21 protein-coding genes and 1 tRNA gene are annotated in these 25,160 nt (G+C 47.8%); 16 read left to right on the top strand and 6 right to left on the bottom strand.

Features of this window, described 5'->3' with window-relative positions:
- Window positions 1–4 precede the first annotated feature (4 nt).
- Complete coding sequence (locus tag NQU17_11725) at window positions 5–706, bottom strand: ABC transporter ATP-binding protein (protein ID UUM11312.1); 702 nt, start codon at window positions 704–706, stop codon at window positions 5–7.
- A 333-nt stretch (window positions 707–1,039) separates the two neighbouring features.
- A complete protein-coding gene (locus tag NQU17_11720) occupies window positions 1,040–1,642 on the bottom strand; it encodes a TetR/AcrR family transcriptional regulator (GenBank protein UUM11311.1) in 603 nt (200 codons plus the stop codon).
- A gap of 451 nt (window positions 1,643–2,093) precedes the next feature.
- On the opposite strand from NQU17_11720, the gene NQU17_11715 reads away from it, so the two are divergent.
- The 13 genes from NQU17_11715 to NQU17_11655 all read left to right on the top strand — a co-directional run bounded on the left by NQU17_11715 (window position 2,094) and on the right by NQU17_11655 (window position 16,319).
- Window positions 2,094–2,279 carry a hypothetical protein gene (locus NQU17_11715; GenBank protein ID UUM13539.1) on the top strand — a complete coding sequence of 62 codons (186 nt, stop codon included), beginning with the start codon at window positions 2,094–2,096 and terminating at the stop codon, window positions 2,277–2,279.
- Between the two features lie 71 nt (window positions 2,280–2,350).
- The gene (locus NQU17_11710) at window positions 2,351–3,646 is read left to right on the top strand and encodes an MFS transporter (protein UUM11310.1); all 1,296 of its coding nucleotides are present in this window, start codon (window positions 2,351–2,353) and stop codon (window positions 3,644–3,646) included.
- 257 nt (window positions 3,647–3,903) lie between these two features.
- Window positions 3,904–5,154, top strand: coding sequence for an MFS transporter (locus tag NQU17_11705; GenBank protein ID UUM11309.1), 1,251 nt, complete (start codon window positions 3,904–3,906; stop codon window positions 5,152–5,154).
- Window positions 5,155–5,352: 198 nt separating this feature from the next.
- Window positions 5,353–5,428 (top strand) — tRNA-Pro (locus NQU17_11700).
- A 549-nt stretch (window positions 5,429–5,977) separates the two neighbouring features.
- Window positions 5,978–6,508 (top strand): hypothetical protein, encoded by a 531-nt coding sequence (locus NQU17_11695; protein ID UUM11308.1) that lies wholly within the window; start codon window positions 5,978–5,980, stop codon window positions 6,506–6,508.
- Between the two features lie 508 nt (window positions 6,509–7,016).
- Window positions 7,017–7,484 carry a hypothetical protein gene (locus tag NQU17_11690; GenBank protein ID UUM11307.1) on the top strand — a complete coding sequence of 156 codons (468 nt, stop codon included), beginning with the start codon at window positions 7,017–7,019 and terminating at the stop codon, window positions 7,482–7,484.
- A 404-nt stretch (window positions 7,485–7,888) separates the two neighbouring features.
- On the top strand, window positions 7,889–8,941 hold the full coding sequence (locus NQU17_11685) for an aromatic ring-hydroxylating dioxygenase subunit alpha (protein ID UUM11306.1): 1,053 nt from the start codon (window positions 7,889–7,891) through the stop codon (window positions 8,939–8,941).
- Between the two features lie 187 nt (window positions 8,942–9,128).
- The gene (locus NQU17_11680; protein ID UUM11305.1) at window positions 9,129–10,658 is read left to right on the top strand and encodes a DNA methylase; all 1,530 of its coding nucleotides are present in this window, start codon (window positions 9,129–9,131) and stop codon (window positions 10,656–10,658) included.
- Window positions 10,655–11,080 carry a YolD-like family protein gene (locus NQU17_11675; protein ID UUM11304.1) on the top strand — a complete coding sequence of 142 codons (426 nt, stop codon included), beginning with the start codon at window positions 10,655–10,657 and terminating at the stop codon, window positions 11,078–11,080. Before NQU17_11680 ends, NQU17_11675 begins: the two co-directional genes overlap by 4 nt.
- A 98-nt stretch (window positions 11,081–11,178) precedes the next feature.
- Window positions 11,179–11,328: a hypothetical protein gene (locus tag NQU17_11670; protein ID UUM11303.1), complete on the top strand. Its 150-nt coding sequence runs from the start codon at window positions 11,179–11,181 to the stop codon at window positions 11,326–11,328.
- Between the two features lie 360 nt (window positions 11,329–11,688).
- Complete coding sequence (locus tag NQU17_11665) at window positions 11,689–12,954, top strand: hypothetical protein (GenBank protein ID UUM11302.1); 1,266 nt, start codon at window positions 11,689–11,691, stop codon at window positions 12,952–12,954.
- Between the two features lie 47 nt (window positions 12,955–13,001).
- The gene (locus NQU17_11660; GenBank protein UUM11301.1) at window positions 13,002–15,305 is read left to right on the top strand and encodes an ATP-dependent helicase; all 2,304 of its coding nucleotides are present in this window, start codon (window positions 13,002–13,004) and stop codon (window positions 15,303–15,305) included.
- 360 nt (window positions 15,306–15,665) lie between these two features.
- Entirely contained in the window at window positions 15,666–16,319 is a 654-nt protein-coding gene (locus tag NQU17_11655; GenBank protein UUM11300.1) for a hypothetical protein, read from the top strand.
- 318 nt (window positions 16,320–16,637) lie between these two features.
- Here the strand turns inward: NQU17_11655 and NQU17_11650 are convergent, their stop codons facing one another.
- The 4 genes from NQU17_11650 to NQU17_11635 form a co-directional block, all read right to left on the bottom strand.
- The gene (locus NQU17_11650) at window positions 16,638–17,600 is read right to left on the bottom strand and encodes an ABC transporter ATP-binding protein (protein UUM11299.1); all 963 of its coding nucleotides are present in this window, start codon (window positions 17,598–17,600) and stop codon (window positions 16,638–16,640) included.
- Window positions 17,601–19,244: an iron ABC transporter permease gene (locus NQU17_11645; GenBank protein UUM11298.1), complete on the bottom strand. Its 1,644-nt coding sequence runs from the start codon at window positions 19,242–19,244 to the stop codon at window positions 17,601–17,603.
- Window positions 19,245–19,300: 56 nt separating this feature from the next.
- Window positions 19,301–20,368, bottom strand: a complete 1,068-nt coding sequence (locus tag NQU17_11640; GenBank protein UUM11297.1) for an ABC transporter substrate-binding protein — start codon at window positions 20,366–20,368, stop codon at window positions 19,301–19,303.
- 1,252 nt (window positions 20,369–21,620) lie between these two features.
- Entirely contained in the window at window positions 21,621–22,607 is a 987-nt protein-coding gene (locus NQU17_11635; protein UUM11296.1) for a hypothetical protein, read from the bottom strand.
- 55 nt (window positions 22,608–22,662) lie between these two features.
- Between NQU17_11635 and NQU17_11630 the strand changes: the two genes are divergently transcribed.
- From NQU17_11630 to NQU17_11620, 3 genes are all read left to right on the top strand, one after another.
- A complete protein-coding gene (locus tag NQU17_11630; GenBank protein ID UUM11295.1) occupies window positions 22,663–23,124 on the top strand; it encodes a helix-turn-helix domain-containing protein in 462 nt (153 codons plus the stop codon).
- A complete protein-coding gene (locus NQU17_11625) occupies window positions 23,121–23,804 on the top strand; it encodes an IS630 family transposase (protein UUM11294.1) in 684 nt (227 codons plus the stop codon). Before NQU17_11630 ends, NQU17_11625 begins: the two co-directional genes overlap by 4 nt.
- Before the next feature lie 366 nt (window positions 23,805–24,170).
- On the top strand, window positions 24,171–24,575 hold the full coding sequence (locus tag NQU17_11620; protein UUM11293.1) for a hypothetical protein: 405 nt from the start codon (window positions 24,171–24,173) through the stop codon (window positions 24,573–24,575).
- Window positions 24,576–25,160: the final 585 nt, after the last annotated feature.

Raw genomic sequence — 25,160 nt, 5'->3', positions numbered from 1 at the left:
GGGATCACCACTCGATCTCGTCCACCGGTTTGGGGGACTCGTTGATGTAATGCTCCAGCACCTTGCCGCTCTTCATCCGGATGACCCGGTCCGCCATGTCCACCAGGGCGCCGTTGTGGGTGATGATGACCACGGTCATATGGTTTTCGCGGGAGAGATCCTGCAGCAGCTTCAAAATGGCCTTGCCGGTATTGTAATCCAGCGCGCCGGTGGGTTCATCGCACAGGAGCAGCTTGGGATTCTTGGCAATGGCTCGGGCAATGGCCACCCGCTGCTGCTCTCCGCCGGAGAGCTGCGACGGGAAGTTCTGGGTCCGGTGACCCAGACCAACCAGTTCCAGGGCCACTTCCGGATCCATGGGATTCTTCGTGATCTCGGTGGCCAGTTCGACATTTTCCACCGTCGTCAGATTCTGGACCAGGTTGTAGAACTGGAAGACAAAGCCGATGTCATAGCGCCGGTAGTCCGTCAGGGCGCGTCCGTTGTACTTGGAGATGTCCTTGCGGTCCACTTCCACCAGACCGGAGTCCGCCGAATCCATTCCGCCCAGGATATTGAGCACCGTCGTCTTGCCCGCGCCGGAAGCACCGACGATGATGCAGACCTCGCCCTTCTCGATTTCAAAATCTACGCCGTCCAGAGCGGTAATGGTGACTTCCCCCATGGGGTAGACCTTCCGAACGTCTTCTAATTTAATAAAACTCATGGTATCACATCCTAATAACCTCATGATATCACTGACTGACTCCAAGTCAATCAATAAATTACATACAGGAACTATAAAACTCCACGCAATACCACCAAGGTGTTTTTGCGGGAGCAGATCAAAAAACAGGGAGGACCCCGCGAACGGCTCCACACCCTGTTTTTCAGGACAATCTATTTAGGTCGTTATCTTTTGACATTTTTTGACCCGCAGGCGCTGTCCTTTCCAGGAAGTTTCGTCTATCGCCGCTCAGTTCCGGGATGATCCGACTAACGCTGCTCGAGGTTCTTTCTTCGGTCAGAGGCCAGGCGCGTGAATCGATGGTACAGCCGGTTATCGAGCAGGCGGGATCGGTTTGGCAGTCCGGTAATGGTTCAGGAGAATTCGTGCAACTTCAATGCCTTCCTCTGCCAGATGGAAGGACCCGTCCTGCATGGCCCATTCAAAGATAAAGCCGCGAAGTGCCCGTACCAGCTGGCAGGCGATGTCCGGTCCGTTTCCTTCGAGGTACCCGCCTTCCACCGCACTGTCGATGGATTCGCTCAGGACGTTTTTCACGACGCTGCGGATTGCCTGGGAATCCTTGATCTCCAGCTGATTTTTCAGGAACACGCTGCGGTAGGCTGCCCCTTTTTTCATATTGGTTTCCAGATATTTTTGAACGGCCAGTTCAATGATCCGGATGGGATCTGCCTCGACCTGGGCCAGATAGGTACGGAGCTCTTTGTCGAAATTTGTGTAGCCTTCGTTGAAGACATGTCCTTTACTGGGGAAGTAATGATAGAACACACCGACACTGACGCCGGCCTTTTCGCAGATATCCATGATCTTGACCTGGTCATAGGGAAAGTGGACAAAAAGCTCCACCGCGCTCTCATAAATTCGCTGCTTTGTCTCCAAAGCCTGTTTCTGTCTTTTCGTTAATTTATCTTCCATGGATTCTCCAGACTGTGTTTAAACGGTATTTAAGTGTTTCTCTGCCCGGCGGAGCCGTGCTTTTCCTAAATCTACCAAAATTCCGGAGAGAATCCAACCTCCTTTTTCCCAGCCTCATGACGCGGAATGTTACGAATCATGTGAAGATTCCAGACAAAATTATTAAACAGGCAATTATAAGGCAAATAAGATATAATTTGCGAAACAAAATTCGGTGAATCAAAACACATTGACATGCGCCGGACCAGAAATATAGAATAAGTTCATTGTATAAGTTCGTGGAATTAATTCAATGAACTTATTCAACTAAACAGGTCAATAATTTTTACTCTGAGCTGAAAGCGTATTACAACAAAAGGTAGTGAATTCTTACATCATCCGTCTCGTGTTCTCTCAGATAGTTGGTGCCCACACTCATGGGTTCCACAGAGTCCAGCGCGCTTCTGCCACTATGTGGATCTCCGCCAGCATGCTCTATGCAGCAAAGGTCATGGCGATGGCAGGGTTGAAAATATTGAATGAGCCGAAACTGGCGGCAAAGGCAAAAGAAGAATTCGATCGCACGATGAATGGAAAATCCTGTGTGAATCCGATCCCGGATGATATTCCAGTGCCGAATGAAGGATTCGGTTTTTAGAAAAGAAGGGCAGGCCGTCTGTTTCAACGCATGGACGGTCCTTGCTTATGAAGTGCAGTCAGGGGGGTATTATGAAAACATTACGCCAAACCGGTATTTTTTATGGATGGTTTATTATAGGGGCTTCATTCCTTATCATGGCCATCGGATTCGGCAGCGTGTACAACGCTTCCAGTATTTTCATTCAGCCGGTCTGTCAGGACCTGGGCTTCACCCGTTCACAGTTTAATCTGACCATGACAATCCGGGCAGTTGTCTCAGTGGTGGTGTCTCTCCTGGCGGGAAAGATTTTCAGACGCTTTCCGATCATGAGGGTCATGAAAACAGCTGCGGTCATTCTTATCCTGTCGTTTTTCACCTATTCCCTGGCAGACTCCCTCTCGATGTTCTATCTGATCTCCGTCGCAGTCAGCATTGCACAGACACTGGTCACGATCATCCCGTTGTCCATTATCATCAGCAACTGGTTTGATCAAGGCCGGGGTGCGGCTCTGGGGCTGGCCTTCATGGGCAGCGGAGTCGGCGGCATGGTGCTGAGCTCTCTGACTGGCATCTGGATCCAGATGTACGGCTGGAGAGCAGCGTATCAGATCCTGACGGTGCTGATGGTGATATTTCTGATTCCCAGCGTGTTTCTGGTTTTGCGCCTGCACCCCAGGGAACTGGGGCTGAATCCTCACGGCGTCACCAGAGAGGGGGCGGAACGCTTCCGGACTTCGGAGCAGGAAGGGATTACTCTCAGGCAAGCAATGCGTTCAGCGAGCTTCTGGGGCATCAATCTTGCCTCGGTCCTGCTGGTGGTTGCTGTGAATGGACTGATGCTCAATGTAGCGCCCCATCTGACGGACATCGGCTATTCCATTACCTTCAGTGCCAACATGGTGGCATTGATCATGGGGTCCCTGGCTATGGGTAAATTCATTCTGGGCAAGCTGTTTGACCGCCTCGGACTGAAACCAGCCATACTCATCGCCAGCTGTGCCAATATCATCGCTCTCGCGGGACTGATCTACGCAGAAAAATACATCGGGCTGGCTGTTACGGTATTGTTTGCGGGGGTCGGCTGCGCCTATTCCACGATCACCTACTCCGTCCTAACCCTGGAACTGTACGGAAAAAAGGACTACCGGGCAATTTTGGGCTTTATAACTGCCATAGCGTCTTTGGGCGGCATCATCAGCCCGGTACTGACCGGTTTCCTCTATGATCTGACCGGCAGTTACCTGGACAGCTATAAAATTTCCATCGGCTTCTGCGTGATTGCCCTTGCCATTTTCCTGATGGTGTTCGGACAGAAGAAGCAGGAAAAAACAATGCCGTCCTTTCAGGAGGGGGAACGAAGGATTCTAACAGCCCAGTCGAAATAATGAGATCTATGGGAGTACTGTTTCATCCGGACAGCATCAGTTCAGTTCTCATTGACGGAAATTGCTTCGTTCCGATAAAATGAGCACGATACCATCATTCACAATTTTTGTTAATCGTATACATATGGGAAATGGCGCTCCAGCAGGCAGCGCGAATTTGCAGAACGTGCGATCCGCTGGAAGGCGGAGATTTCCCGGTAAAAGAACGATTCCACCGATTCCATCCAATAACGGACAAAACAAAGGGGAAACGCAAAGTGAAAGCACTCTTAAAGAGCAATATTTTTTACGGCTGGTTTATCGTTGGTGCCGCCTTTTTCATCATGGCGCTGGGATGGGGCAGCGTCTATAATGCTTCCAGTATTTTTATTCAACCCATCACAAAAGAACTGGGTTTCACCAGATCTGAATTCAATGTGACGCTGACCATCAAGGCGGTGTGTCTTTTGGTTGTTTCACTCCTGGCCGGTAAAATATACAGTCGGTTCAATATCATGAAAGTAATGAAAGTCTTCAGTGTCACCCTGGTACTCTCATTCTATCTGTATTCGTTTGCCAGCACGCTCCTGATGTTTTATGCCATCACTATAGTTGTCAGCACGTCCCTTTCACTGATTGCCATTCTCCCGTTATCCATCATTCTGAGCAACTGGTTTGTCAAGGGACGGGGCAGCGCCATCGGCATGGCTTTTATGGGAAGCGGAGTCGGGGGGATGATCTTGAGTTCGCTCACTGGGATCTGGATTCAGAATTACGGCTGGCGTGTCGCCTATCAGTTCCTCACTGTACTGATGGCTGTCTTTATTCTCCCCGGTGTATTCCTGATTATCCGCACTCAGCCCAGTCACATGGGGCTTAAGCCTTACGGAATAACCGAGGAAAGCGCTGAAACCTATCGGACGGCAGAGAATGAAGGAATTATGCTCAAGGATGCCTTCCGCTCCGTCATATTCTGGGCAGTCAACCTTGCCACGGTCTGCCTCAACATCGCCATCAACGGACTGATGCTCAATGTGGCGCCACACCTCACGGACATCGGCTACTCCATTACCTTCAGCGCCAACGTAGTAGCTCTCATTATGGGATCCCTGGCCATCGGTAAGGCTGCATTCGGAAAACTCTATGATACCATCGGACTTAAGGCGACCATTCTGATCGCCTGTATGGCGAATATTATTGCCCTGACGGGTGTGATTTTTTCCCGGAGCTACATCGGCCTGGCAGTTACGGTCATTTTTGTGGGCGTCGGCTGTGCCTATGGCACGATTGCCAGTTCTGTCCTTGCCAATGACCTGTTCGGCAAAAAAGACTTCAACGCGATATATGGATTTTTAACCGCCATTGGAGGAGTCGGCAGTATTCTGAATCCCATTATTTATGGATTCCTCTATGATAACAGCGGCAGTTATATCAGCAGTTACCTCCTGTCCATCGTACTGTGCGTCGTGGCTCTGTTCATTTTCCTTGCAATCTTTGCCAGGAAAAAACCCGTTCCTGCTCTGAATTGATTCTGATCCACCGCTGGTTGCTTCAGGGGCGGGGGAAATGCTCTGCAGTATTTCCCTGCCCTGTAACCGCCCGGTCAATGATCAAAAAATAGGATTAAATAGCTGGAATGGTATTTGAAAACAAAATATGATGTAAATTTAAAAAAACACTTCCCAAAACATGTTTTAGTGGCTATAATAAGTTTTGTAACAAATTTACGGGATGTAGCGCAGTTGGTAGCGCGCTGCGTTCGGGACGCAGAAGTCGCAGGTTCGAATCCTGTCATTCCGACCAAATAAGCGGGTTCCAGATTTATCTGGAACCCGCTTTTGTTGAAAATAACAACAAAATAACAGCATATTAACAATACAGGTCACACATGAGCCAAGAAGATTCAAAAGAGAAGGCTATCGAATACGCTTCAACCGAACAGGAGAACATTGACTCTATGGGCAGTTCAGCAGAATATCGTCGATGAATCTGCAACGAATTACGACGAACGTATTCAGTCACACATCATCGATAACGCTACAGCAGAAAAGACAATGAAGACCATGCAGAACCTGAGGAGTTTCGCGCCAGGTACAACCTCATCAAACTTAATGCTCACCTGAGGGACATTGCTTTGTCAGTATTTAAATATATCTTGTAATAATAGGAATGTTCCAGCACAATATAGTTATTCCAAGTGAATGAAAATTCTCAATTGTATGTTCTAAAATAATCTTGCTCCCTCATCTTCTCATCATGATCGGTCGGAAAAAGTACTTTTTCGGCCGACCATTCAATGCACGGATGCTTAAGAGGTACCGACAGTGATATACCCATTTTTTAGGAGGATCCATGATGAAAGGAACCATTTTTTCTCTGATAACCAATTTATTTCAGGGTAAAAGAACCAGGCATAGCTCAGAGACCGGAATAGTCCCAAAAGCACAGGAAGAGATATTTGCACTCAAAGCAGCCAATCCCGCTGATAACCTAGCTTTACTATCTCGAGTCTACTTACCGGCTGAGACTCCAAAAGGCCTTCAGCCTATCTTCAGCGTTAATGAAGAGGGACTTATGATTGCATATATGAACCTGATGAAAAGTGATCGGATCCTTAGCATCCATCATCAATATTCTTCCGATCCCCTCAAGCTGCTGAAAGCAAAGTCAAAGTCTTTATCAACAAAGCAAATCGAAGAGAAATTATTTTACGTTGCTGGTGACTCCAGGACTGAAGAACTGAAAAATGTATACATGATCCGGGAGGATCTTCTGATTCAGATCACAGCACAGGGCTTCAGTGAAGCCGAGTTTGTAAATACTCTCAAGGGATTAATTGAAATAAATATCGACAGTAAAGATGTTGCACCCAGATCAGAATGAGTCAATAGTCCTAGGTCACTCATTCCATAGTTCCTTTGATTCCTGTACCAGTCAGTTGATAAAACCGGAGGTGGTTATATGAGGGGGGCAGCAGGTGACCAATAAGAAGATGGATACCATTAAGACACTGACCAAGTATCTGAATAAGGATGTGGTTGAAATGGCATTTGACAACATCAAGTAACGGTTGAATTTGAGACACCTCTTGGGTTCTTCTGAAAAATACTTGAATGGAAAACTTCTTTGGCCTTTGTATCACTCCGAAACAGTTTCTTATAACCGGGGTCCAGACGAGTTGTTGGATCTTGGACAGATGCAATACGTGCTATCATGTCATGGAAATTTTATCTGGAGATTATTTATTTATACAACATTTAGTCATCGAATCACTTGGATGGATCCTTCTATTCGCATTGATTTGGGTATTGTCAGCGATTTGTTATACTCTGGATTGTAGATTCATCTTTCGTAGTCAGGGAAAATAGTATTACTTTGGATGGGGTGGATTATGGAACAAGATAAAAGCGTAATGACTACAAATCGTCAAAAATATGAAAATTATAGGGAACAGTTCAAGCGCCTTGAAAAAGCACTGACGTATCAGTTCTACTTGGAAGCTCTCTTTATCGCATATGCCATTATGGAGGATCGATCGGAGGCGATTCTGAGGTATGAAGAAAATCAGATAATGGGGGAAAAGATATCCATCGATAGGAAGCTGAAAAAAATAGTTAAAATAGCTGAAGAAAAAAACTCATTGGCAAATCGCTACTTTAAAGACGAACTGATTATGAGAGCTTTGAATTGGAAGGAGGAGCGAAACCGACTGATCCATGCATTAATGAAACAGTGCCTGACAACCCAGGATTTGGCAGAACTGGCCGAAGACGGGAAAGCTATCGCTCGGGAATTAAGTAGCAAAGCCACAGCGTATAAACGAGCTGTTGCGAGGCGAGACGGGAAAAGTCGTGTATAATTGTCAAGAATAACCTTCGCAGCCCTGGTATGTGCCAGGGCTGTTCTTTCAACTAATTTTCTTGAGGTCACAGAAATCTAAACAATTCATAACCCGACAAATCTCGTTTCTTTTTCTGGAATCAGATTCTGATGGGTTTGGATTTTAGAGTCAATAGTCCAGTTTTATTTGCATGCCTATAAACTGATCCAACAACGAAGCTTGACTCTGACCGGTCCCAGGGTCATCCTTCAGAATGAACTTGGAACCATTTTCGTGGGAAACCATCAAGCCATTGCCGGATCACAGAGTTAGAGAGGTCATGTGTAGGATGGGGTTTTGAAAATAACGCAAATCAACTGTGAACGAGTAATTCTGCTGACTGGCATTGGGATCAGCTGGCACTTATAATGAAGGTGAATCCAATGCGGCAGAGAAAAGAATTCTGGGAGGTGCGTGTAATGATCCCCAATCAATGGTATGCCATACTTCCAGCCAGTAATGTCAAACCGGGACAGATCGTCGGAGTCAGGCGGTTGAATCTGGAACTGGCTGTGTTCAGAAGTAAAACAGGGAAATTGGGCTGTGTTGTGGACCAGTGCACGCATCGGGGAGCGGCGCTGCGTCTGGGGAAGGTCAAGGATGACTGTATCCAGTGTCCGTTTCATGGTCTGCGGTTTGATCCTCAGGGCAAGTGCCGGCTCATTCCTGCCAACGGAAAAGCGTCCCGGGCGGACCTCAGCCGCTACAATCTCCGACATTACCCGGTGAGAGAAAACCACGGCATCATCTATCTCTGGTACGGAGATCCGGAACAAGCATCACCGGATCTGCCCTTCTTTGACCGGGAGATCGACGAGTCCTTCTCTTACAGTGAAATCGAAGACCATTGGAACGCCCATTATTCCCGATGCATTGAAAACCAGCTGGATGTAGTGCACCTGCCGTTTGTCCACCACAACACCATCGGCCGGGGCAACAAGACGCTGGTCCATGGCCCTAAAGTTGTGTGGGAGAAAGGGATCCTTACCACCAGCGCCAATAACGAAGCGGATCATGGGCAATTGCCCAGGTCACCCGAAGACAGTGTGATCAAGGAAACGTATCTGAGCTTCCGGTTTCCCAACTTGTGGCTGAATCACATCAGTGATCAGATGAAAGTAATGATCTATTTCGCACCGGTGGATGACGAAAATACCGTCCTGTATATCCGGTTCTACTGCAAGCTGGCAAATGCCAGGCCGCTGAACAGCATGATTGCCTACCTGGGCAAGTTCGGAAACCGGATGGTCGAGCGCCAGGACCGACGGGTAGTCATCACCCAGAAGCCAAAGGCGTCTTCGCTGAAGTCGCGCGAAAAGCTGCTGCAGGGCGACGGTCCCATTATTAAATACCGAAAGATCAGAGAGGAACTGAACCAGGCAGGTTCGCCGGATCAGTCGCAGAGAACAGAATCAGGTGCAGTTGAAATCAGATAAGGCAGTTTGAGGTCCGGCAGTTTTAGATCCGAAAGGTTGAGATCCGACAGGTTGAGGTCCGGCGGTCTGGGGCTGGGAAACGGTCCAGACGCGGCGGGGACAAGCGTCATGCCTTATTCAGTAATTTTTTGGTATCACAAGGTTTGGATGAATCCTATATAAGTACAGTCGAAAGGGGGGAAGCAAGATGGGAAAACAGGATCGGGTCTATGTGGCGATCGATCTGAAGTCGTTCTATGCATCCGTTGAGTGCATTGAGCGGGGACTGGATCCCATGACCACCCATCTGGTGGTGGCGGATGCCAGTCGGACTGAAAAAACGATCTGTCTGGCCGTTTCCCCCTCCCTGAAATCCTTGGGGGTTTCCGGGCGGCCCAGATTATTCGAAGTGGTGCAGCGAGTCAAAGCGGTGAACGCGGAGCGGCAGCGCCTGGCTCCCGGCGGGGCATTTACGGGGGAGTCTATCGATCAGGTCATTCTGCACGCTTTGCCGGAGCTGGCTGTTGCCTATCTGGTTGCCCCGCCCCGGATGGCGCTGTATATGGAGTACAGCACCAGGATCTACGAAGTATATCTGAAATACGTGGCGCCGGAGGACATCCATGTCTATTCCATCGATGAAGTCTTCCTCGATGTCACGAACTATCTGGACACCTGCCGGCTGTCTCCGCGGGAGATGACCATGAGGATGATCCGGGATGTCCTGCAAACCACCGGCATTACGGCGACGGCAGGGATCGGGACCAATCTGTATCTTGCCAAGATCGCCATGGATATTCAGGCGAAGCATATTACTCCGGATGAGAATGGCGTCCGCATTGCGGAACTGGATGAGATGAGCTATCGCCGGCTTTTGTGGACCCATCGGCCCATTACCGACTTCTGGCGGGTCGGGCCGGGTTATGGGCGGAAGCTGGAGGCCAACGGACTCTATACCATGGGGGATGTGTCCCGATGCTCCGTCGGTAAACCCAACGATTATCACAATGAGGACCTGCTGTATCGCCTCTTTGGCATCAATGCGGAGCTGCTGATTGACCACGCCTGGGGCTGGGAGCCGTGTACCATCGCCGATATTAAGGCGTACAGGCCGGGTTCGAACAGCATGGGCTCCGGCCAGGTTCTTCAATCGCCCTACCCGGCGGAGAAAGCCAGGCTGATCCTGCGGGAGATGACGGACCTCTTGGTGCTGGATCTGGTGGACAAGGGGTTGGTCACGGACCAGATGGTGCTGACCATCGGCTATGACATAGAAAATCTGACAAATCCCGAGATCAGCCGGTCCTACCGCGGTGAGATCACCACGGATCGTTACGGGCGCAGGACGCCTAAGAATGCTCATGGCTCAACCAATCTTGGACGCCAGACGTCCTCGACGAAAGGAATTATGGACGCGGTCATGGCACTGTTTGATCGGATCGTGGATCCCAACCTCCTGGTCCGACGAGTCTATATCACGGCCAACCATGTAACAAAAGAACGTCCCGCTCAGCCGGCCGAAACCTACCAGCAAATGGATCTGTTTACCGACTATGATGCGCTCCAGGCAAAGCAGGCGGAAGAAGCCGAAAAGCTGGCGCGAGAAAAACGAATGCAGGAAGCCGTCATCGGGATTCAGAAAAAATACGGCAAAAATGCTGTGATCAAGGGAATGAACCTGGAGGAAGACGCCACAACCATTTCCCGCAACCAGCAGATCGGAGGACACAAAGCATGAGCCATCCCTATGAAGACATCATCGATCGGCCGCATCATCGCTCCTCGACCCGGCCCTATATGTCAGCCCATGACCGGGCGGCCCAGTTCTCACCCTTCGCCGCTTTGACGGGGTTTGAGTCGGCGATCCATGAAACGGGACGAACAACGGATCAGAAAGTTGAACTGGATGAATCCGTCAAAGCGGACCTGAATGATCGCCTGATCCTGCTGCAGGAGCAGCTGAATCAGGCACCGCTGGTCACCCTGACTTATTTTTTGCCAGACCCCAGGAAATCCGGCGGATCCTATGAAACGCTGACCGGCTGCATCAGAAAGATCGATGCATCGGGACAGCGGCTGATAATGGAAGACGGTACGGTCATACCCCTTGACGATCTGGCTGCCCTGAGGGGAGAGCTCTTCCGAAGCTTCGGACCATGAGGAAAAAATCTCTGGGAAAGAATCTCTGAGGAGTGGGAGTAGATTACGGCTAATCAACTGGATTTGGTGATCGAAGCCCCCGGACTGCCGGCGGCAGCATGATGAGGCAGCTGCTGATGCTCGGGCAAAAAGAACGGGCTGTGGTACTGCCTGACGATCCCGCGGTTTCCAGCATGCCCCTGGATATGGAACATATCCAGGAAGACCTTCTGGATCACCAGCCCGCGGAGTTCAATATTGCCCGCTGAACGAGACCATCGCAGCAATCGTTGTTTGGCTGAGACAGACCGAAAATATGAAATACTAAAGAAATGCCGTTCGGAATGAACTCCGAACGGCATTTCTTTGATCTTCCATCCAGAATGGATCTTATTCTGTAAAAGTAACTAAGATCAGGGATATGGTAATATTGAACCAGAAAGAACTGGATCAGAAAGTATTGAATCAGAGGCAGAGTAAGATGACGAAGCATCTACGAAAGAATCTACGAAAGGATCTACGAAAGCATTTACTGAAGGCTCGGATGACTACCGATCGAAAGCGGAACGTTCGATGGGGATTTCAGACTAGATCTTAGCAGGAGGAAAGAAGCAAATATGGATGATTCGATGAACAGCAAACAAGATAAGTTATCCGGTATCCGAGCAGCCATCGCGGCAAGCAAGCACCGGGCTGAGAAAAATGGAATGATCGGCTACTACGGCTGTCTTGATGTGACGGATGATCTGATCGAATTATTGGGTAACGCGGAAGTGGCCATCCAGGAAGGCGACTATCTGTTTGCGTACCGTGTGGCATCATTGATACATAGCAGCCTTATCAGGCTGGCTCTGTCGGCAGATGACAGCGGAGGCGGCGTAACCGAAGCCCTGGGGAAGGCATATCCAGTCATCGAACAACTCTGTGAAAAGGTGCCCCGGGATTCGAAAGATGCGACTCAGATCTTCCTTCAATCGATCAAGGACTGCAGCAATAAACTATACGAGGGCATGGAAGAGTATGCCCTTAATCTTCTCAGCTATACGGCCCGATTGGCTGATCCCCGGAATGTGATGAAGCTGAGGGACCTCCTGGATGAAATCAAACAACGGCACAGAGAGTCGACCTACTATCTCTCTCTCGATGCTCTGGTTTGGCTCGAAGCAATTCTGGCGACACAGGGACAGGACGCGGCTGATTCCTACGCGAAAGAACACCTGCATTATAAAGAGATTCGAGAGCGGGCTGTGGAATGGGCTCTGGAACGGGGCGATCTCAAAGGGGCACAGGATCTGATTCTGGAATATCTTGAGTCTGGAAAACATAACTACTGGAATGTCCAGGATTGGTATCAGCAGCTGTTTGAGCTGTATGGCCAGTCAGGCGATACGGAACAACAGGAGAAGCTGGCCCGAAGTCTGCTGCTGGTAGAGCATGATCCGTTTTATTACCACAAATTAAAGGATATCCTGATAACTAAGGGAGAATGGCAGGATCAGTATCTGAGTCTCCTCCACGAGATGAGTCAGGAGCTTGAGGTAAGGAGCTACCTGGATCTTCTGGCAGGGGAAGATGAAACGGAGTTGATGCTGCAGAAACTCCGGGAGTTCCCGGAAAAAATCTTCTTCCATGCGGAGCAGCTGGCAGAGGTATATCCGGAGGAAACCTGGCAGCTAATGGTCCAGGCCATACAATATCGAGCGGAGCGGGCAAATAAAAGATCCCACTATCGGGATGTTTGCCGCAGCATTCAATACCTCACGGATCTGGGAGGGTACACCGAAGCGGCTGAGCTTACGACCCAGCTTTGGAAAACCTTCAAAGGAAAACCGGCTTTTCAGGAGGAACTGGAGCGACTGGCTTCCAATCTGGGGAGAAAGCCAAGGAGAAGATAATGAACTCATCGTTTGCAGCAAACGATGAACTTGAAATGGAGAATAGTATGATAACGAAGCAAGAGTTTTCCTTGCAATACATGACCCATCTGAATGAGCAGCAGCAGGAGGCGGTGCAGTCCGGCGACGGCGCTACGCTGCTGCTGGCTGTGCCGGGCAGTGGAAAGACCACCGTGCTGGTGCTGCGGCTGGGTTATCTGATTCACTGTCTGGGCATTGCCCCGGAATCGATATTGACGATGACTTATACGGTGGCGGCTACCCAGGAAATGAAGAGCCGGTTTGCCGGTCTGTTTGGCAATTGTGCTGCCAATGCTCTGGAATTTCGGACGATTAACGGGTTGTCGGCAAAAATCATTGATTACTACAGCCGCAATCATGGTCGAAGAGAACCCTTCCAGCTCCTGTCGGATGAAGGGGCGGTGTCCAGGCTGCTGACCCAGGTCTATCAGCGGGTTACCGGGGAGTTTTCCACCCCCAGTACGGTGAAGGATCTGCGGACTGCAATCACCTACATCAAGAACATGATGCTCACGTCGGACGAAATCAATGACCTGGATGTCGGCATTCAGAAGCTTCCTGAAATCTATGAAGAGTACTGTGCTCAGCTGCGGGAAAAAGGTCTGATGGATTATGATGATCAGATGAAATATGCGCTGGGTATATTGGAAAAATTCCCGGCGGTGCTGGATTATTTTCAGGATCAGTACCGTTACCTTTGTGTCGATGAGTCCCAGGATACTTCACGGATTCAGCATGCCATCATTCGGTTGCTGGCTCAAAAATACGGTAATCTGTTTATGGTGGGCGATGAGGATCAGAGCATCTACGGATTTCGGGCTGCCTACCCCCAGGCACTGATGAACTTCAGCCAGGAGCATCCGGGAGCCAAGGTGCTGCTGATTGAACAGAATTACCGCTCTACCAGCGAGATTGTGTCAGTGGCCAACGCCTTTGTTTCAAGGAACCGCTTTCGCCACCCCAAGACCATGGTTCCCACTCGGGGGAGCGGAGAGCCGATTCAGGTCATCGATGCCGTCGATCGGGAAGCGCAGTATAAATATCTGTTTGAAGTGGCTAAGACCTGCCGGTCAGAAACTGCAGTCCTCTTTCGCAACAATGACAGCGCACTCCCCCTGATTGATCTCTTGGATCGGCAGGGGATTCCCTACCAGTGCCGGCAGTTTGACGGAGCCTTCTTCACCCATCGGGTGGTTTCAGATATTACCGACATCATTCACTTGGCCTATGATCCGGCGGACAGGGAAGCTTTCCTGAGGATTTACTATAAATTCGGAAGTCCGCTCCCCAAGAAGGCAGCGCAGTATGCCTGCGAACAAAGCCTGATCAGCGGCAGGACAATTTTGGAAGAAATGATGGACTACCCGGAGCTGAACGGGTATGCCAGGGAGGGAGTCAGTGACTTGATGACGCTGCTGCCCAAACTGGTGGAATGCACCGGCGCCGAAGCCATTCGGAGGATCAAGGCTTCCGGGTATGGCTATTACGTGGATACCTCCAAGCTCGATGCTGGAAAGTTTGATACCTTGATCCTGCTGGGGAAAGGACAGGCCAGTCCCAGGGATTTGCTGAACCGGCTGGCACAGCTGCAGCAGATCATCCAGAGTCATGGCACCTCCTCAGCTCCTTTCATTTTGTCCACCATTCATTCCAGCAAGGGGCTTGAGTACGATCAGGTCTATCTGCTGGATGTGTTTGACGGAATTCTTCCGGCCAAAGCGTTTCCGGATCGAAATTCGGAAGAGGAAGTCCGGGAATATGAGGAAGCCCGCCGGCTGTACTATGTTGCCATGACCCGGGCCAAAAACCAGCTCCATCTCTTCAGCTGCGGCACGAATGAATCCTCCTTTACCCGGGAAGCCCGGCAAGCCCTCCCGGTGGAAGTGCACAAGGAAGAAAGCATTTTTTCAGTTCTGGAAAATTCCTTCGTCGGAAAGTCCTACGCTCATCGCGAGAATGGCACGGGCAAGGTGATTGCTCAATGCGGGCTGAATTTACTGATCGAGTACCCCGAAGGCGAGCTTGATCTTCAGAGCCTGTCTGAACTTCATCGCCAGCGGAAAGTCGTGACGGCAAAAAAAGTCATTTCAAAACCAAAGCCGGAGAGAAAAACCAGCAGAAAGACAAACCAGTCAGTCACCGCATCAGCCATGGATCCGGAGCTGCTTGCTGCCCGGCTCACGCCGGGGTTAACTGCTACACACATCAAATATGGCGAAGGCAGCATCCAGCACAATGACGGCACCACAGTCAGCATTCAATTCAAAGGCTCAGGCCAGGTCCGGAAGTTCCTGATCCAGACCCTGGCAGATCATGGTCTGATTCAGTAGGAGGACCTATCCAAAGGAAACGAAAACCGCTGAATGTACTCAAATAAATGCATTCAGCGGTTTCGCTTATCTATAGGGAAACTATTCTAGGTCCGAGTTTCGGACTTTGCCCTCCCATCAGGTTCAAAACCTTAGTTTTAGATAACAGACCAGGATTGGCAAAGGATGAACTATTTAGAATATCAGAATGGAAATTGTTATTGGGGATTCGTACAAAAAAATCCAAACAAAAATCGGAAGTTTGTATCATGTCTCATTAACTTATTTCTAATAAAATTTATTAGAAATTAAATTAAAAAATAATCGAAAAGTATTGACGGTTGATATTTCAAGTTGTACTCTTAAACCAGAGGTGATACTATGCCAAATATTGATTATATCCGGAATTTGAAAAATCAATCTCAGAAGAAGAAATCTGTAACGATTACGATTGATGAACCTGTATTTGAGAAGTTGTCAGAAATAGCAGATGAACTTGAAACATCAAGGAATCAAATCATCAGTGACATCTCTTCACGTTTTGTGGATGATTACTTCAAGGCGGAAAATCCAAACTACTATATCTTCAACTCAAATAACACTTATATGCCTGAGGGGCATTTGCACATGCTTCTGGGGAATAAAGTATCTGCCTGGGGAGATACCAAAAGTACCATTGAACGATTAGTTCCAGGAGATTATGTATTTGTTTACTTGAACAAAGTTGGCATCGTGGGTGCTGGAACAGTTACAACCGATTACCAGATCAACGACTATTCTCTGGTCCGCTTGAATGATGAAGCTGATGGAACAAGCCGTTTCGAAGTATGGGATGAGTATTTAGTCAGTGTTAGCTATGACAAAAAATGCTTGCAGGAAAGTGCCGATGGTCAGGGACGTGTCATCGATGAGCAAAAGGTCGTAACAGCCACGGAAATCAACCATCAGATTACTAGACAGCCACTTAATAAAACAAGGGTCTGTCTGAATTCAGAGGAAGGGAAAAAACTGAAAGATCTCTTCCTGGGCAAATAAAATTCTCATCCAGCGTTTATATGAATTATAAATAGCATTCCAGGTGTATGATAGCCTTGATGAGTTAGAAGGTCAAAATCGGCCTTAATGACTAAGGTAGAGGGCAGTGTATTCATAACTGATTTATGTATGAGTTCACGCCTCAATATCTAACGAACGACATCCCCAGACCGAAGTAATCGGACTGGGGATGTCGTTCGAATTGAGATTGCATTAATTTATTGCTTTTGGAGCATCTCTCTTAAATACCCGTTCTTCTATGTTCTATCTTTAAGCAATCTTTTATTTTCAGACCAAGGGTGGGATAAGTCTTTCCTGTCAACAGTTCTCTCCCGGGAGGCGGGTGGATCTGCCGAAGCGGAGAGCTACCCGGTCGCCCGGCTGGTGGGTGCTTTGACTGCTGCCTGCTGCGTCGACGGTTAGTATCTGCTGGTTGTACCGGACGCGGTAGATGGTGTGAGAGCCCATGAAGGTGCGATCGATGACCTGATGCGGGGAAGTGGGGTCAGCTTCCATGATGATATCTTCCGGTCGCAGGAGGTGGATGCCCTGGGGGTCTTCCAGGAAGTTGGACTCGCCCATGAAGGAGGAGGAATAAGGGGAGTTTGGATGATGATAGATCTCTTCCGGGGTGCCGATTTGTCGGACTTCGCCTTTTTCCATCAGGACAATCCGATCGGACAGGGACAGGGCCTCTTCCTGATCGTGGGTGACAAAGAGCATGGTGATGTCCAGCTTGCGTTGGAGTTCTTTCAGCTCTTCCCGCATGCGAACGCGCAGTCCGGCGTCCAGATTGGACAGGGGTTCATCCAGGAGCAGCAGCTTCGGCTGAATGACCATGGAGCGTGCCAGGGCTACGCGCTGCTGCTGGCCGCCGCTCAGTTTCTGAATGGACTGGGTTTCATATCCCTTGAGTCCTACAATCTCGAGGTACTCATTGGCCCGGGGGAGTGCTTCCTTTTTTGAGAGATGGCGGAAAAAGCGCAGACCGTAGCACACGTTGTCCAGGACATTCATATGGGGGAACAGCGCATAGCTTTGAAACACGGTGGAGATGGGGCGCTCTTCGGGCGGCAGATTGGTGATGTCCTGGCCATCGAGCAGAATCCGTCCGGAATCGGCTCGCAGGAAACCTCCGATCAGGTTCAGCACGGTAGTCTTGCCGCAGCCGGAGGGGCCCAGCAGGGTGATGAATTCACCCTGCTTCACTTCCAGATCGAGTTGACGGACTCCGTTTTCCTGATCATACATTTTGCGCAACTGATGCAATTCCAAAAACATTTAAGTCACCCGCTTTCGATTTTTGATGGCAAGAACAATGACGTTTACCAGGGCAATGACAGCGATCATCATGACAGCCTGAACTGAGGCTACGCCGTAGCGGCCGTTTTCGACGGAGCCGAACAGCTCCATGCTGGCCAGATTCATGCCCGGTGATACGATAAAAGCAATAGCGCCCATGGAGGTCATGCTCGAGGTGAACACAGAGATGAAGCTGGTATAAAAGATGGGTCTGGTCAGGGGAAGGATCACATTGCCCAGGATCCGGAACTTTGATGCGCCCAGATCGGAAGCGGCATGTTCCAGCCGGTGATCCAGGGTGACAAAGAAGGAATTGGCTGCTTTGTTGGATACTGAGATCTGGCGGAAAACCATATTGGCTCCCAGGATCAGCCAGGTTCCGCGCAGCATCAGCGGCTGATGGGAAAAGGCGGCAACATAGCCCAGGCCATAGAACGTGCCCGGAATGATGAAGGGGAGGGAGGCGATAAACTCCACGGGCTTCAGGTAATTCAGGCGTCTCCGGTGTACGTAGTAGGAGAGAAGGATTCCCAGTAGGGGGGCGATCAGTCCGGCCAGGGCGGAGAGGGCGATGCTGGCGCGGAAGGATTTGAAAAATGTCAGCGGAAGGTCTTTGAAGTACTGGTCAGTCAGGACAATCCTGCCGGTCGAGGTATTGGCGACGGTGGAAAGGAAAATGTTGCCGTATTTGAGCAGCATGATGAAGAAATAGAGTCCGACCAGGCTTCCCAGAAAGATCGACAACGGCTTGGGCAGGGGAAAGCGGTAATCGTCGTTCTTCAGCGAGGTGACGCCGACGCTGGTCAGATCCGTCCGGCTGAAGCTCTTCTGATAGAAATAAAACGCAACGATGGCCGAAGGCAGCATCAGGACACTGATCGCAGCCGCCTTTCCCAGGTGCGGGGTGGAGATCACCTGGAGATAGGCCTCAGTGGCCAGCACTTTGAAATTCCCGCCGATGACGATGGGGGTCCCAAAGTCGGCGATGTTCATAGTAAACAGGAGGAAGAACACGGACAGCAGGGTGGGACGCAGCAGGGGCAGAACCACGGTTCGAAGAATGGCCCCGGGGCGGGCTCCCAGGTCCTGGGCGGCCAGGAGGTGGCGCAGATCGATGCTGCTCAGCGAGTTGAGAACCATCAGGGTTGCAAAGGAGATGCTGCCCAGGACCTGGAGAATGACAATGCCGTGCCAGCCGTAGGGATTGATGCTCAGCCCCAGCCATCCGTGCGTGATGAGACCCCGACGGCCGAACAGAATGATGTAGGCCAGAGCTGATACAAAGGGTGGGGAGATCATCGTCACCATCAGAAGGGTTTCGATCCGTTTCTTGACGACAGCAGCTTGTCCAAAGGCAAAGAGGGAAATGGCCAGAGCAATCAGTACAGCGATGCCGGATGAAACAATGCCGATTCGAAGGCTGTTCAGAATCAGCGTGACATTGCGCGGATCGGCCAGGTCCATGTAATTTTGCAGCGTGAAAGTGCCGCGATAATAAAAACTGGTGGCTATGACGGATCCGATGGGATAAAGAATAAACAGCAGGATCCCGGCAATCAGGATGACCCGAAGAGTGGGATCAAACCAGCGGTCGATCCGACGGGAAGGGGTAGATGAAACCATGGTTACCTCGAAATCGACGGGGAACTGCCAGGCAGTCCCCCGTCCTATTTTTTATTCTATTTTTCCACAAGGGCAGTCCACTTGGCAAGGAGCGCCTCTCTCTGGGAACCAAACAGGGTGATGTCCTGCTTGACGAGCTTGTTGGTGTCGATGTCCTTCATGACATCCGGAATCGCTACATCCTTATGGGTCATGATGCGGGCATCAGCCTTGAGCAGTTCTTCCTGGCCTTCCTTGGAAAGCATGTAGTCCACCAGAACCTTGGCCGCTTCCTTTTTGGTGGAGCTGGCGAAGATTCCAATCGGTGCCGGAGTCCAGGGGATGTAGTCGGAGGGAGCGATGACGGAGACCGGGTACTGGGAAGTCAGTTCATAGGTTCCGCCGGTCAGAGCCAGAACTCCGATGGCGTATTCACCGGCTCCGGTTTTTGGTGCCGGCTCGCCGCCGCCCTTGGCATAGACTTCGATATTAGCATCGATCTTGGTCCACAGATCCCAGCCTGCTTCCTCGCCCATTGCCTGAATCAGGCCGGCCAGGATCGCGTACTGAGTTCCGGAGATGGCGGGATCCGCCATGATGATTTCACCCTTATACTTGGGATCGGCCAGATCCGCCCAGGTCTTGGGTGCTTCCAGGCCTTTTTCCTTCAGTACATCGTTGTTGACCAGGAATCCGGCGGGTACCAGTGCCAGTCCCGTCCAGTAGCCTTCGGCGTCCTTGAACTGAGGGTCAACGGCTGCCGCTTCGGGAGAAACGTACTTTTCCAGGTAGCCTAAGTCCTTTGCCGCCAGATAGCTGTCAACGCCGCCGCCGAACCAGACGTCTGAAGTGGTCTTGCCGCCTTCCGCCTGCATCTGCGCCAGCGCCTTGCCGGTCGAGATTTCCAAATACTCGATCTTGATGCCGGTCTTCTCCGTGAATTTTTCAAAAGAACGCTGGGCGTTTCCGTAAGCCAGCATGACACTCAGGGTTTCTCCGGCAAAGGGTTTGTCCGTTGCAGAAGTCTGAGCGGTGGTTCCGGCAGCAGTGCCAGCCGTTGTCGATCCGCCGGTTGCCGGGCTGCAGGCAGCCAGCAGGGGCAGAGCCAGAGCAGCTGCCAGCAGAAGATTTGTCATTTTTTTCATGAAAATACCTCCAGATTACACTTTTTTATAAATTCAAATTCTCGGATCATGAGGTCCGAGAAGATTTAATTACTAAAACATCATAAATCATTCCGCGAAATATATCTAGTACAATCAGTCAATACGAATAATTTCGATGAATTCTGAAAATTATTCGTTGATTAGAAAAATTAACGATGTATCACGGAAAATAACTTTTCGATAATATAATTATATTTAATAGACCGGAGAATATCATGTTAGTCTATCTCTTCCAGTATGCAGTGTAGGTACTGGGAAGAAGGATTGTTCATTGACAAGTTAGGCATAAAAAGTATAAAAGCACCAAAAGCGGTTGTTGAACAGCTGTTGGTGCTTCTATAATAAAGAGCTATCAGCGGTCGTGCCTTCTCCGACAGTGGACTGGAATCGTTCTCTCAAATCTGATCTATGTGCTTGACGAAGGCCAAGTCCGGGCTGATAAGCCATTGGCACGGTCATGAGCCTCATCTAGGCCGGCAACTATGCGGAATCATTAAAAGAAATCAGTGGAATGAAAAATTGAAGTAACGATTCAAGGTGTAAGTTGAAGTATCTATACCCGGTTATTAATATACAAATTGAAATTTTTACTAGGTACTCCTATGTGTTAGAAAGATTTGATACTCGGAAATACTTCATAGTCGCTTACAGGACGGTCTTTGTCATTGAATTCAAATACTTACTTGGGGTGCACGTGGAATCAAATGAAAATCGTAATATGTAGCTCTATGGATTTTGTGCTTTTGGTAGAGGCCATCGCTATGAACATTTCCAAGATGCTCTCATCGAAAACTCTATGAGAAGTATAAAATCTAGGAAATCGCATTTGACCGGTGGGCGCAGTCCAGTGGTTCAGAACATTGAAGGCATGGGTTTCATCGTAGTTTCCTTCATTCAAGGATTCAAGGATATGTCTCCCTCGGCCAAAGGAATCATGAAGCTCAGCTTGGAGCATAAGCTGACCCATATGGCGGACAGCCGATCAATCGCTGTTAGATGGATATTATCAGCATTCGTACAGACCCTGCAGGACACCTTATATTTAATAGAGAAAAATCCACCAAATAAGTCGGTGGCGCAGTGGCTACGATGGTTCTTGACCTATCATTCAGTATAAGTAGAAAGTTAGTTTTTATGATCGGGAAATATATGGCCCTTAACCGAAGGATTACTTGGGGATCCATATCCTTTTAACAGAAAAGAGCCCAAAGGCTCTTTTCTGAATATTGACCTATTGTTTTTCCAGGGTTACACGTGCATAAACTGTCAAAATAATATGCTCATCGGACTTTATTGTGATTTCATCCGACTGGCCATTGGCTGTAAATGCCACAGTTTTGACAATTTTACTTTCCTTATATCCGTCTGAATTTGTGAACAATTTATTCTTTGCAACATATACTTTACAAATATTGCTTTGATTCGTTACAAGATATGTACCTTTTGGTATGTAATAATGAATATATTTTTCTCCGTTGATGGTAACATGTTTACCGTACTTTCCTTTTTCGCCATCAATCAATACTATCATGTTAGCAGTTGAGGGGTCTGTCGACTCTACACTTCCTAGTTTTTTTCTTTTCGGAATTTTCACAGTATCGAGTTTATCAACGACTGTTGAACCATTCATTTCAAAGTATACCAATTTAGCTTTGTCATTTTGAATATGATAAGTTAAATAGAATTGGATTTCTTCTTCAACCCCGAAAGCATTTTTTGCTTTAACAGAATTAGAAAGAGAGTATAAATCATGATCTCTTGATCGTTCCCAATCGGTCCAAGAGAATTTAGCAGTGCTAGGATAATTTAATGTTGACTGAACTTTTTCTTCAGCTGTTATCTTCAGGGTTGAGTACAGCGAATCATCAAAATAATAGTCGGATACACTAAATGGCTCATAATTTTTTTTGTACAACTCTGCTTCTAAACCGTATTTAATTGATTCAATGGATGAATCCATAGTGGCATATACTAGAAAATACATACCCTTATAAATGAATGAATAGCGCGATCCTCCAATCCAGTCGTCCATTTTTTTCAATTCTTTTACTTCTGCTTGAGGTATTTGAATTGCTTCAAGGGCTTTAATAAAGTCCTTTCTTAATATCTCATCAGATAAGATATTCCCGAAAAGAGCTGAAGCTGTTGTCACGGACTTGGAGCTAGGTGTTTTAATTCCAACTTCAACACCTTGATTTAAACTAGTACATTGTAACATTTAAAACTATACTATAATAGCATATTCTGATATCCTATAAGTAGGAGGTGAGAGTATGCCTAAAGTATCCTATGTTGTTGACCTAAGTGAGAAAGAGCGGGTGAAACTCCTAAATATTGTCAATAAAGGAAAAGCAACCGCGAAACGAATTCTTCACGCTAATATTCTCTTGGCTGCAGACATGAATAATCCAAACCAAGCCAGTTCTCCGGTGATTGCCGAGCGCTTTCATGTGCACCGGCAAACGGTCCAAACAGTTCGAAAAACCTATGCTACACAGGGGTTAGAAGCTGCGCTCGATCGAAAGAAACGGACAAAGCCACCTATTGATCCTAAACTTACTGGAGACGTCGAAGCCAGAATTATTGCCATCTGTTGCAGCAATCCACCTCCAGGGTTTGAGCGGTGGACTTTACGCTTGGTTGCAGAGGAAGCAGTCAAGTTGGAGATTGTCCCAACCATTTCTCATACGTCGGTGGGTAGGATCCTAAAAAAAACGAATTTCAACCTCATTTGAAGAAGTGTTGGTGCATTCCTGCCGATCAAAATGCTGCGTTTGTCGCTTGCATGGAAGACGTTCTGGCAGTATACACTCGCCCTTTCAATCCATCTATTCCAGTCATTTGCATGGATGAAAAGCCTTGCCAGCTGCTGGATGAGGCCAGAAAGCCTATTCCGGCATCACCTGGGTATGTCCGCAAGGAAGATAACGAGTATATTCGCAAAGGGACTTGCAGCCTGTTCCTTTTTACTGAACCTTTAGGTGGCTGGCGGCGATGTGATGCATCGGAACGTCGTACCAAGCAGGATTGGGCGGAACAGGTTCGGATTCTTTTGGAAGAAGATTATCCGGACTGTGAGAAGGTCATACTTGTGATGGATAATCTCAACACCCACAACATTTCAGCGTTGTATGAACGGTTTCCGCCAGCTCATGCGTTCCGCCTGAGTCAACGACTGGAGATCCATCATACTCCAAAACATGGAAGCTGGCTCAATATAGCCGAAATAGAACTTAGTGCTTTATCAACTCAATGTCTCAATCGAAGAATCTCGTCAATTGAGATGATGGATCGAGAGGTGAAGTCTTGGGCTACAAAGCGGAACTACAATCAAAAGTCAGTAGACTGGCAATTCGATGTTACAGATGCACGTTGTAAATTGAAACATTTATACCCAGTGATCATTACAAATTAAGATGTTACAGGATACTAGTACAGCTACTTAGCGAAGAAGAAATAGACAAAAGCAATAAAAACGATAACACGAATTTTTTCATTTTCTATCTCCTTTTTCTAATTATTGTATAATAAGTTTCTAGAACTGTCTAACTAAGAACCTAATTGAAGTCGGAATTTTTTTAGTAAATTGAAAACATGTTAAGACAACTGGATGGATCTCTCGACCAAACATAAGTATGTACTCGTATTCATGAGTATTAATCGTGTTATTAAAATGGATTTTGGGCATGTCAATAATATATAACACCAAAGATTTAATCATATATTTGTGATTAGACAAACATAATAAGATAATGTACAATCAATTGGGAGGGGTTATGATATGAAAAGATTTTTTTTACTGATTTTATTGGTTTTTTCAATTTCCACGACATTAATTGGATGTAGTAGTTTTAAACAAGGATTTGAGGATGGATTAAAATCTAGCAAAACACAGTACACTATCGATATTGAGGTTGAATTCAATAACCCTTATGGCGGGCAAACTCACATGACTATTGTTGGGAAAACTGATTTACCTGATGGAGAAGAAGTAATCATATCGGTAATTAGTGAGAAAAATGATTTCATTGCATCCAGCAAAGATACAGTAAAAGATGGAATCTATATGTCTGAGCCATTTTCTAAGCAGGGCGAATCTATCCCAAAAGGTGAATATAAAATAACTGTATCGACATCAAATAATGACAAAGCAAAACAAGAGAAAATCGTTGACATAGACTATTAAAACCGACTCTTTAACAAATAGTGTGGGTAAGCGAAAAATAGAATAATCAAGCGAGAATCAGTCGTAATCAATTATGGTTTCGACTGATTGTTTTTTTTACGGGAATATGATTTTCCGATCATACACTAGAAGAATCCTAGCACAAAAAAATCTATACCCATAGGTGATACGCTTCAACACCTTGATGTTGTTATTATTCGCCTATAACTACTAGCTTGTAAGATCTTAATTTGTAATAATAACCGGGTATAATTGCTTCAACTAAGAACGTGCATAAGTTACATTGCATGCCAGACTACTGATTTCTGATTAGGATTCCGCTTAGTACCCCAAGCATCTTGATTCATCATCTCCATCGTCGGGATTATAAAATTGAGACATTGAGTTGTTAGTGTGCTGAGTTTTATTTCTGCAATGCTGAGCCAACTTCCGAACTTTAGAGTATGATGGATCTCAAATCGTTGACTCAGCCGGAAACCGTTCATTCAAAGCTGAAAGGTTGTGAATGTTTAGAGAAATCATCACAAGTACCACTTTTTCACAATCCGTATAGTCTTCCTCCAGTAAAATCCAAGTCAGTTTCTC

The sequence above is a fragment of the Clostridiaceae bacterium HFYG-1003 genome (genome assembly GCA_024579835.1).
In the GTDB taxonomy this organism is placed as follows: domain Bacteria; phylum Bacillota; class Clostridia; order Clostridiales; family Clostridiaceae; genus JG1575.
The sequence above is the reverse complement of the archived record's forward strand: the minus strand, read 5'-3'. Positions and strand labels throughout refer to the sequence as shown.

Coding starts and splice junctions, on each gene's coding strand:
- NQU17_11725 (UUM11312.1), bottom strand. CDS start 706: ATGAGTTTTATTAAATTAGAAGACGTTCGGAAGGTCTACCCCATGGGG.
- NQU17_11720 (UUM11311.1), bottom strand. CDS start 1,642: ATGGAAGATAAATTAACGAAAAGACAGAAACAGGCTTTGGAGACAAAG.
- NQU17_11715 (UUM13539.1), top strand. CDS start 2,094: ATGTGGATCTCCGCCAGCATGCTCTATGCAGCAAAGGTCATGGCGATG.
- NQU17_11710 (UUM11310.1), top strand. CDS start 2,351: ATGAAAACATTACGCCAAACCGGTATTTTTTATGGATGGTTTATTATA.
- NQU17_11695 (UUM11308.1), top strand. CDS start 5,978: ATGATGAAAGGAACCATTTTTTCTCTGATAACCAATTTATTTCAGGGT.
- NQU17_11690 (UUM11307.1), top strand. CDS start 7,017: ATGGAACAAGATAAAAGCGTAATGACTACAAATCGTCAAAAATATGAA.
- NQU17_11685 (UUM11306.1), top strand. CDS start 7,889: ATGCGGCAGAGAAAAGAATTCTGGGAGGTGCGTGTAATGATCCCCAAT.
- NQU17_11680 (UUM11305.1), top strand. CDS start 9,129: ATGGGAAAACAGGATCGGGTCTATGTGGCGATCGATCTGAAGTCGTTC.
- NQU17_11675 (UUM11304.1), top strand. CDS start 10,655: ATGAGCCATCCCTATGAAGACATCATCGATCGGCCGCATCATCGCTCC.
- NQU17_11670 (UUM11303.1), top strand. CDS start 11,179: ATGATGAGGCAGCTGCTGATGCTCGGGCAAAAAGAACGGGCTGTGGTA.
- NQU17_11665 (UUM11302.1), top strand. CDS start 11,689: ATGAACAGCAAACAAGATAAGTTATCCGGTATCCGAGCAGCCATCGCG.
- NQU17_11660 (UUM11301.1), top strand. CDS start 13,002: ATGATAACGAAGCAAGAGTTTTCCTTGCAATACATGACCCATCTGAAT.
- NQU17_11655 (UUM11300.1), top strand. CDS start 15,666: ATGCCAAATATTGATTATATCCGGAATTTGAAAAATCAATCTCAGAAG.
- NQU17_11650 (UUM11299.1), bottom strand. CDS start 17,600: ATGTTTTTGGAATTGCATCAGTTGCGCAAAATGTATGATCAGGAAAAC.
- NQU17_11645 (UUM11298.1), bottom strand. CDS start 19,244: ATGGTTTCATCTACCCCTTCCCGTCGGATCGACCGCTGGTTTGATCCC.
- NQU17_11640 (UUM11297.1), bottom strand. CDS start 20,368: ATGAAAAAAATGACAAATCTTCTGCTGGCAGCTGCTCTGGCTCTGCCC.
- NQU17_11635 (UUM11296.1), bottom strand. CDS start 22,607: ATGTTACAATGTACTAGTTTAAATCAAGGTGTTGAAGTTGGAATTAAA.
- NQU17_11630 (UUM11295.1), top strand. CDS start 22,663: ATGCCTAAAGTATCCTATGTTGTTGACCTAAGTGAGAAAGAGCGGGTG.
- NQU17_11620 (UUM11293.1), top strand. CDS start 24,171: ATGAAAAGATTTTTTTTACTGATTTTATTGGTTTTTTCAATTTCCACG.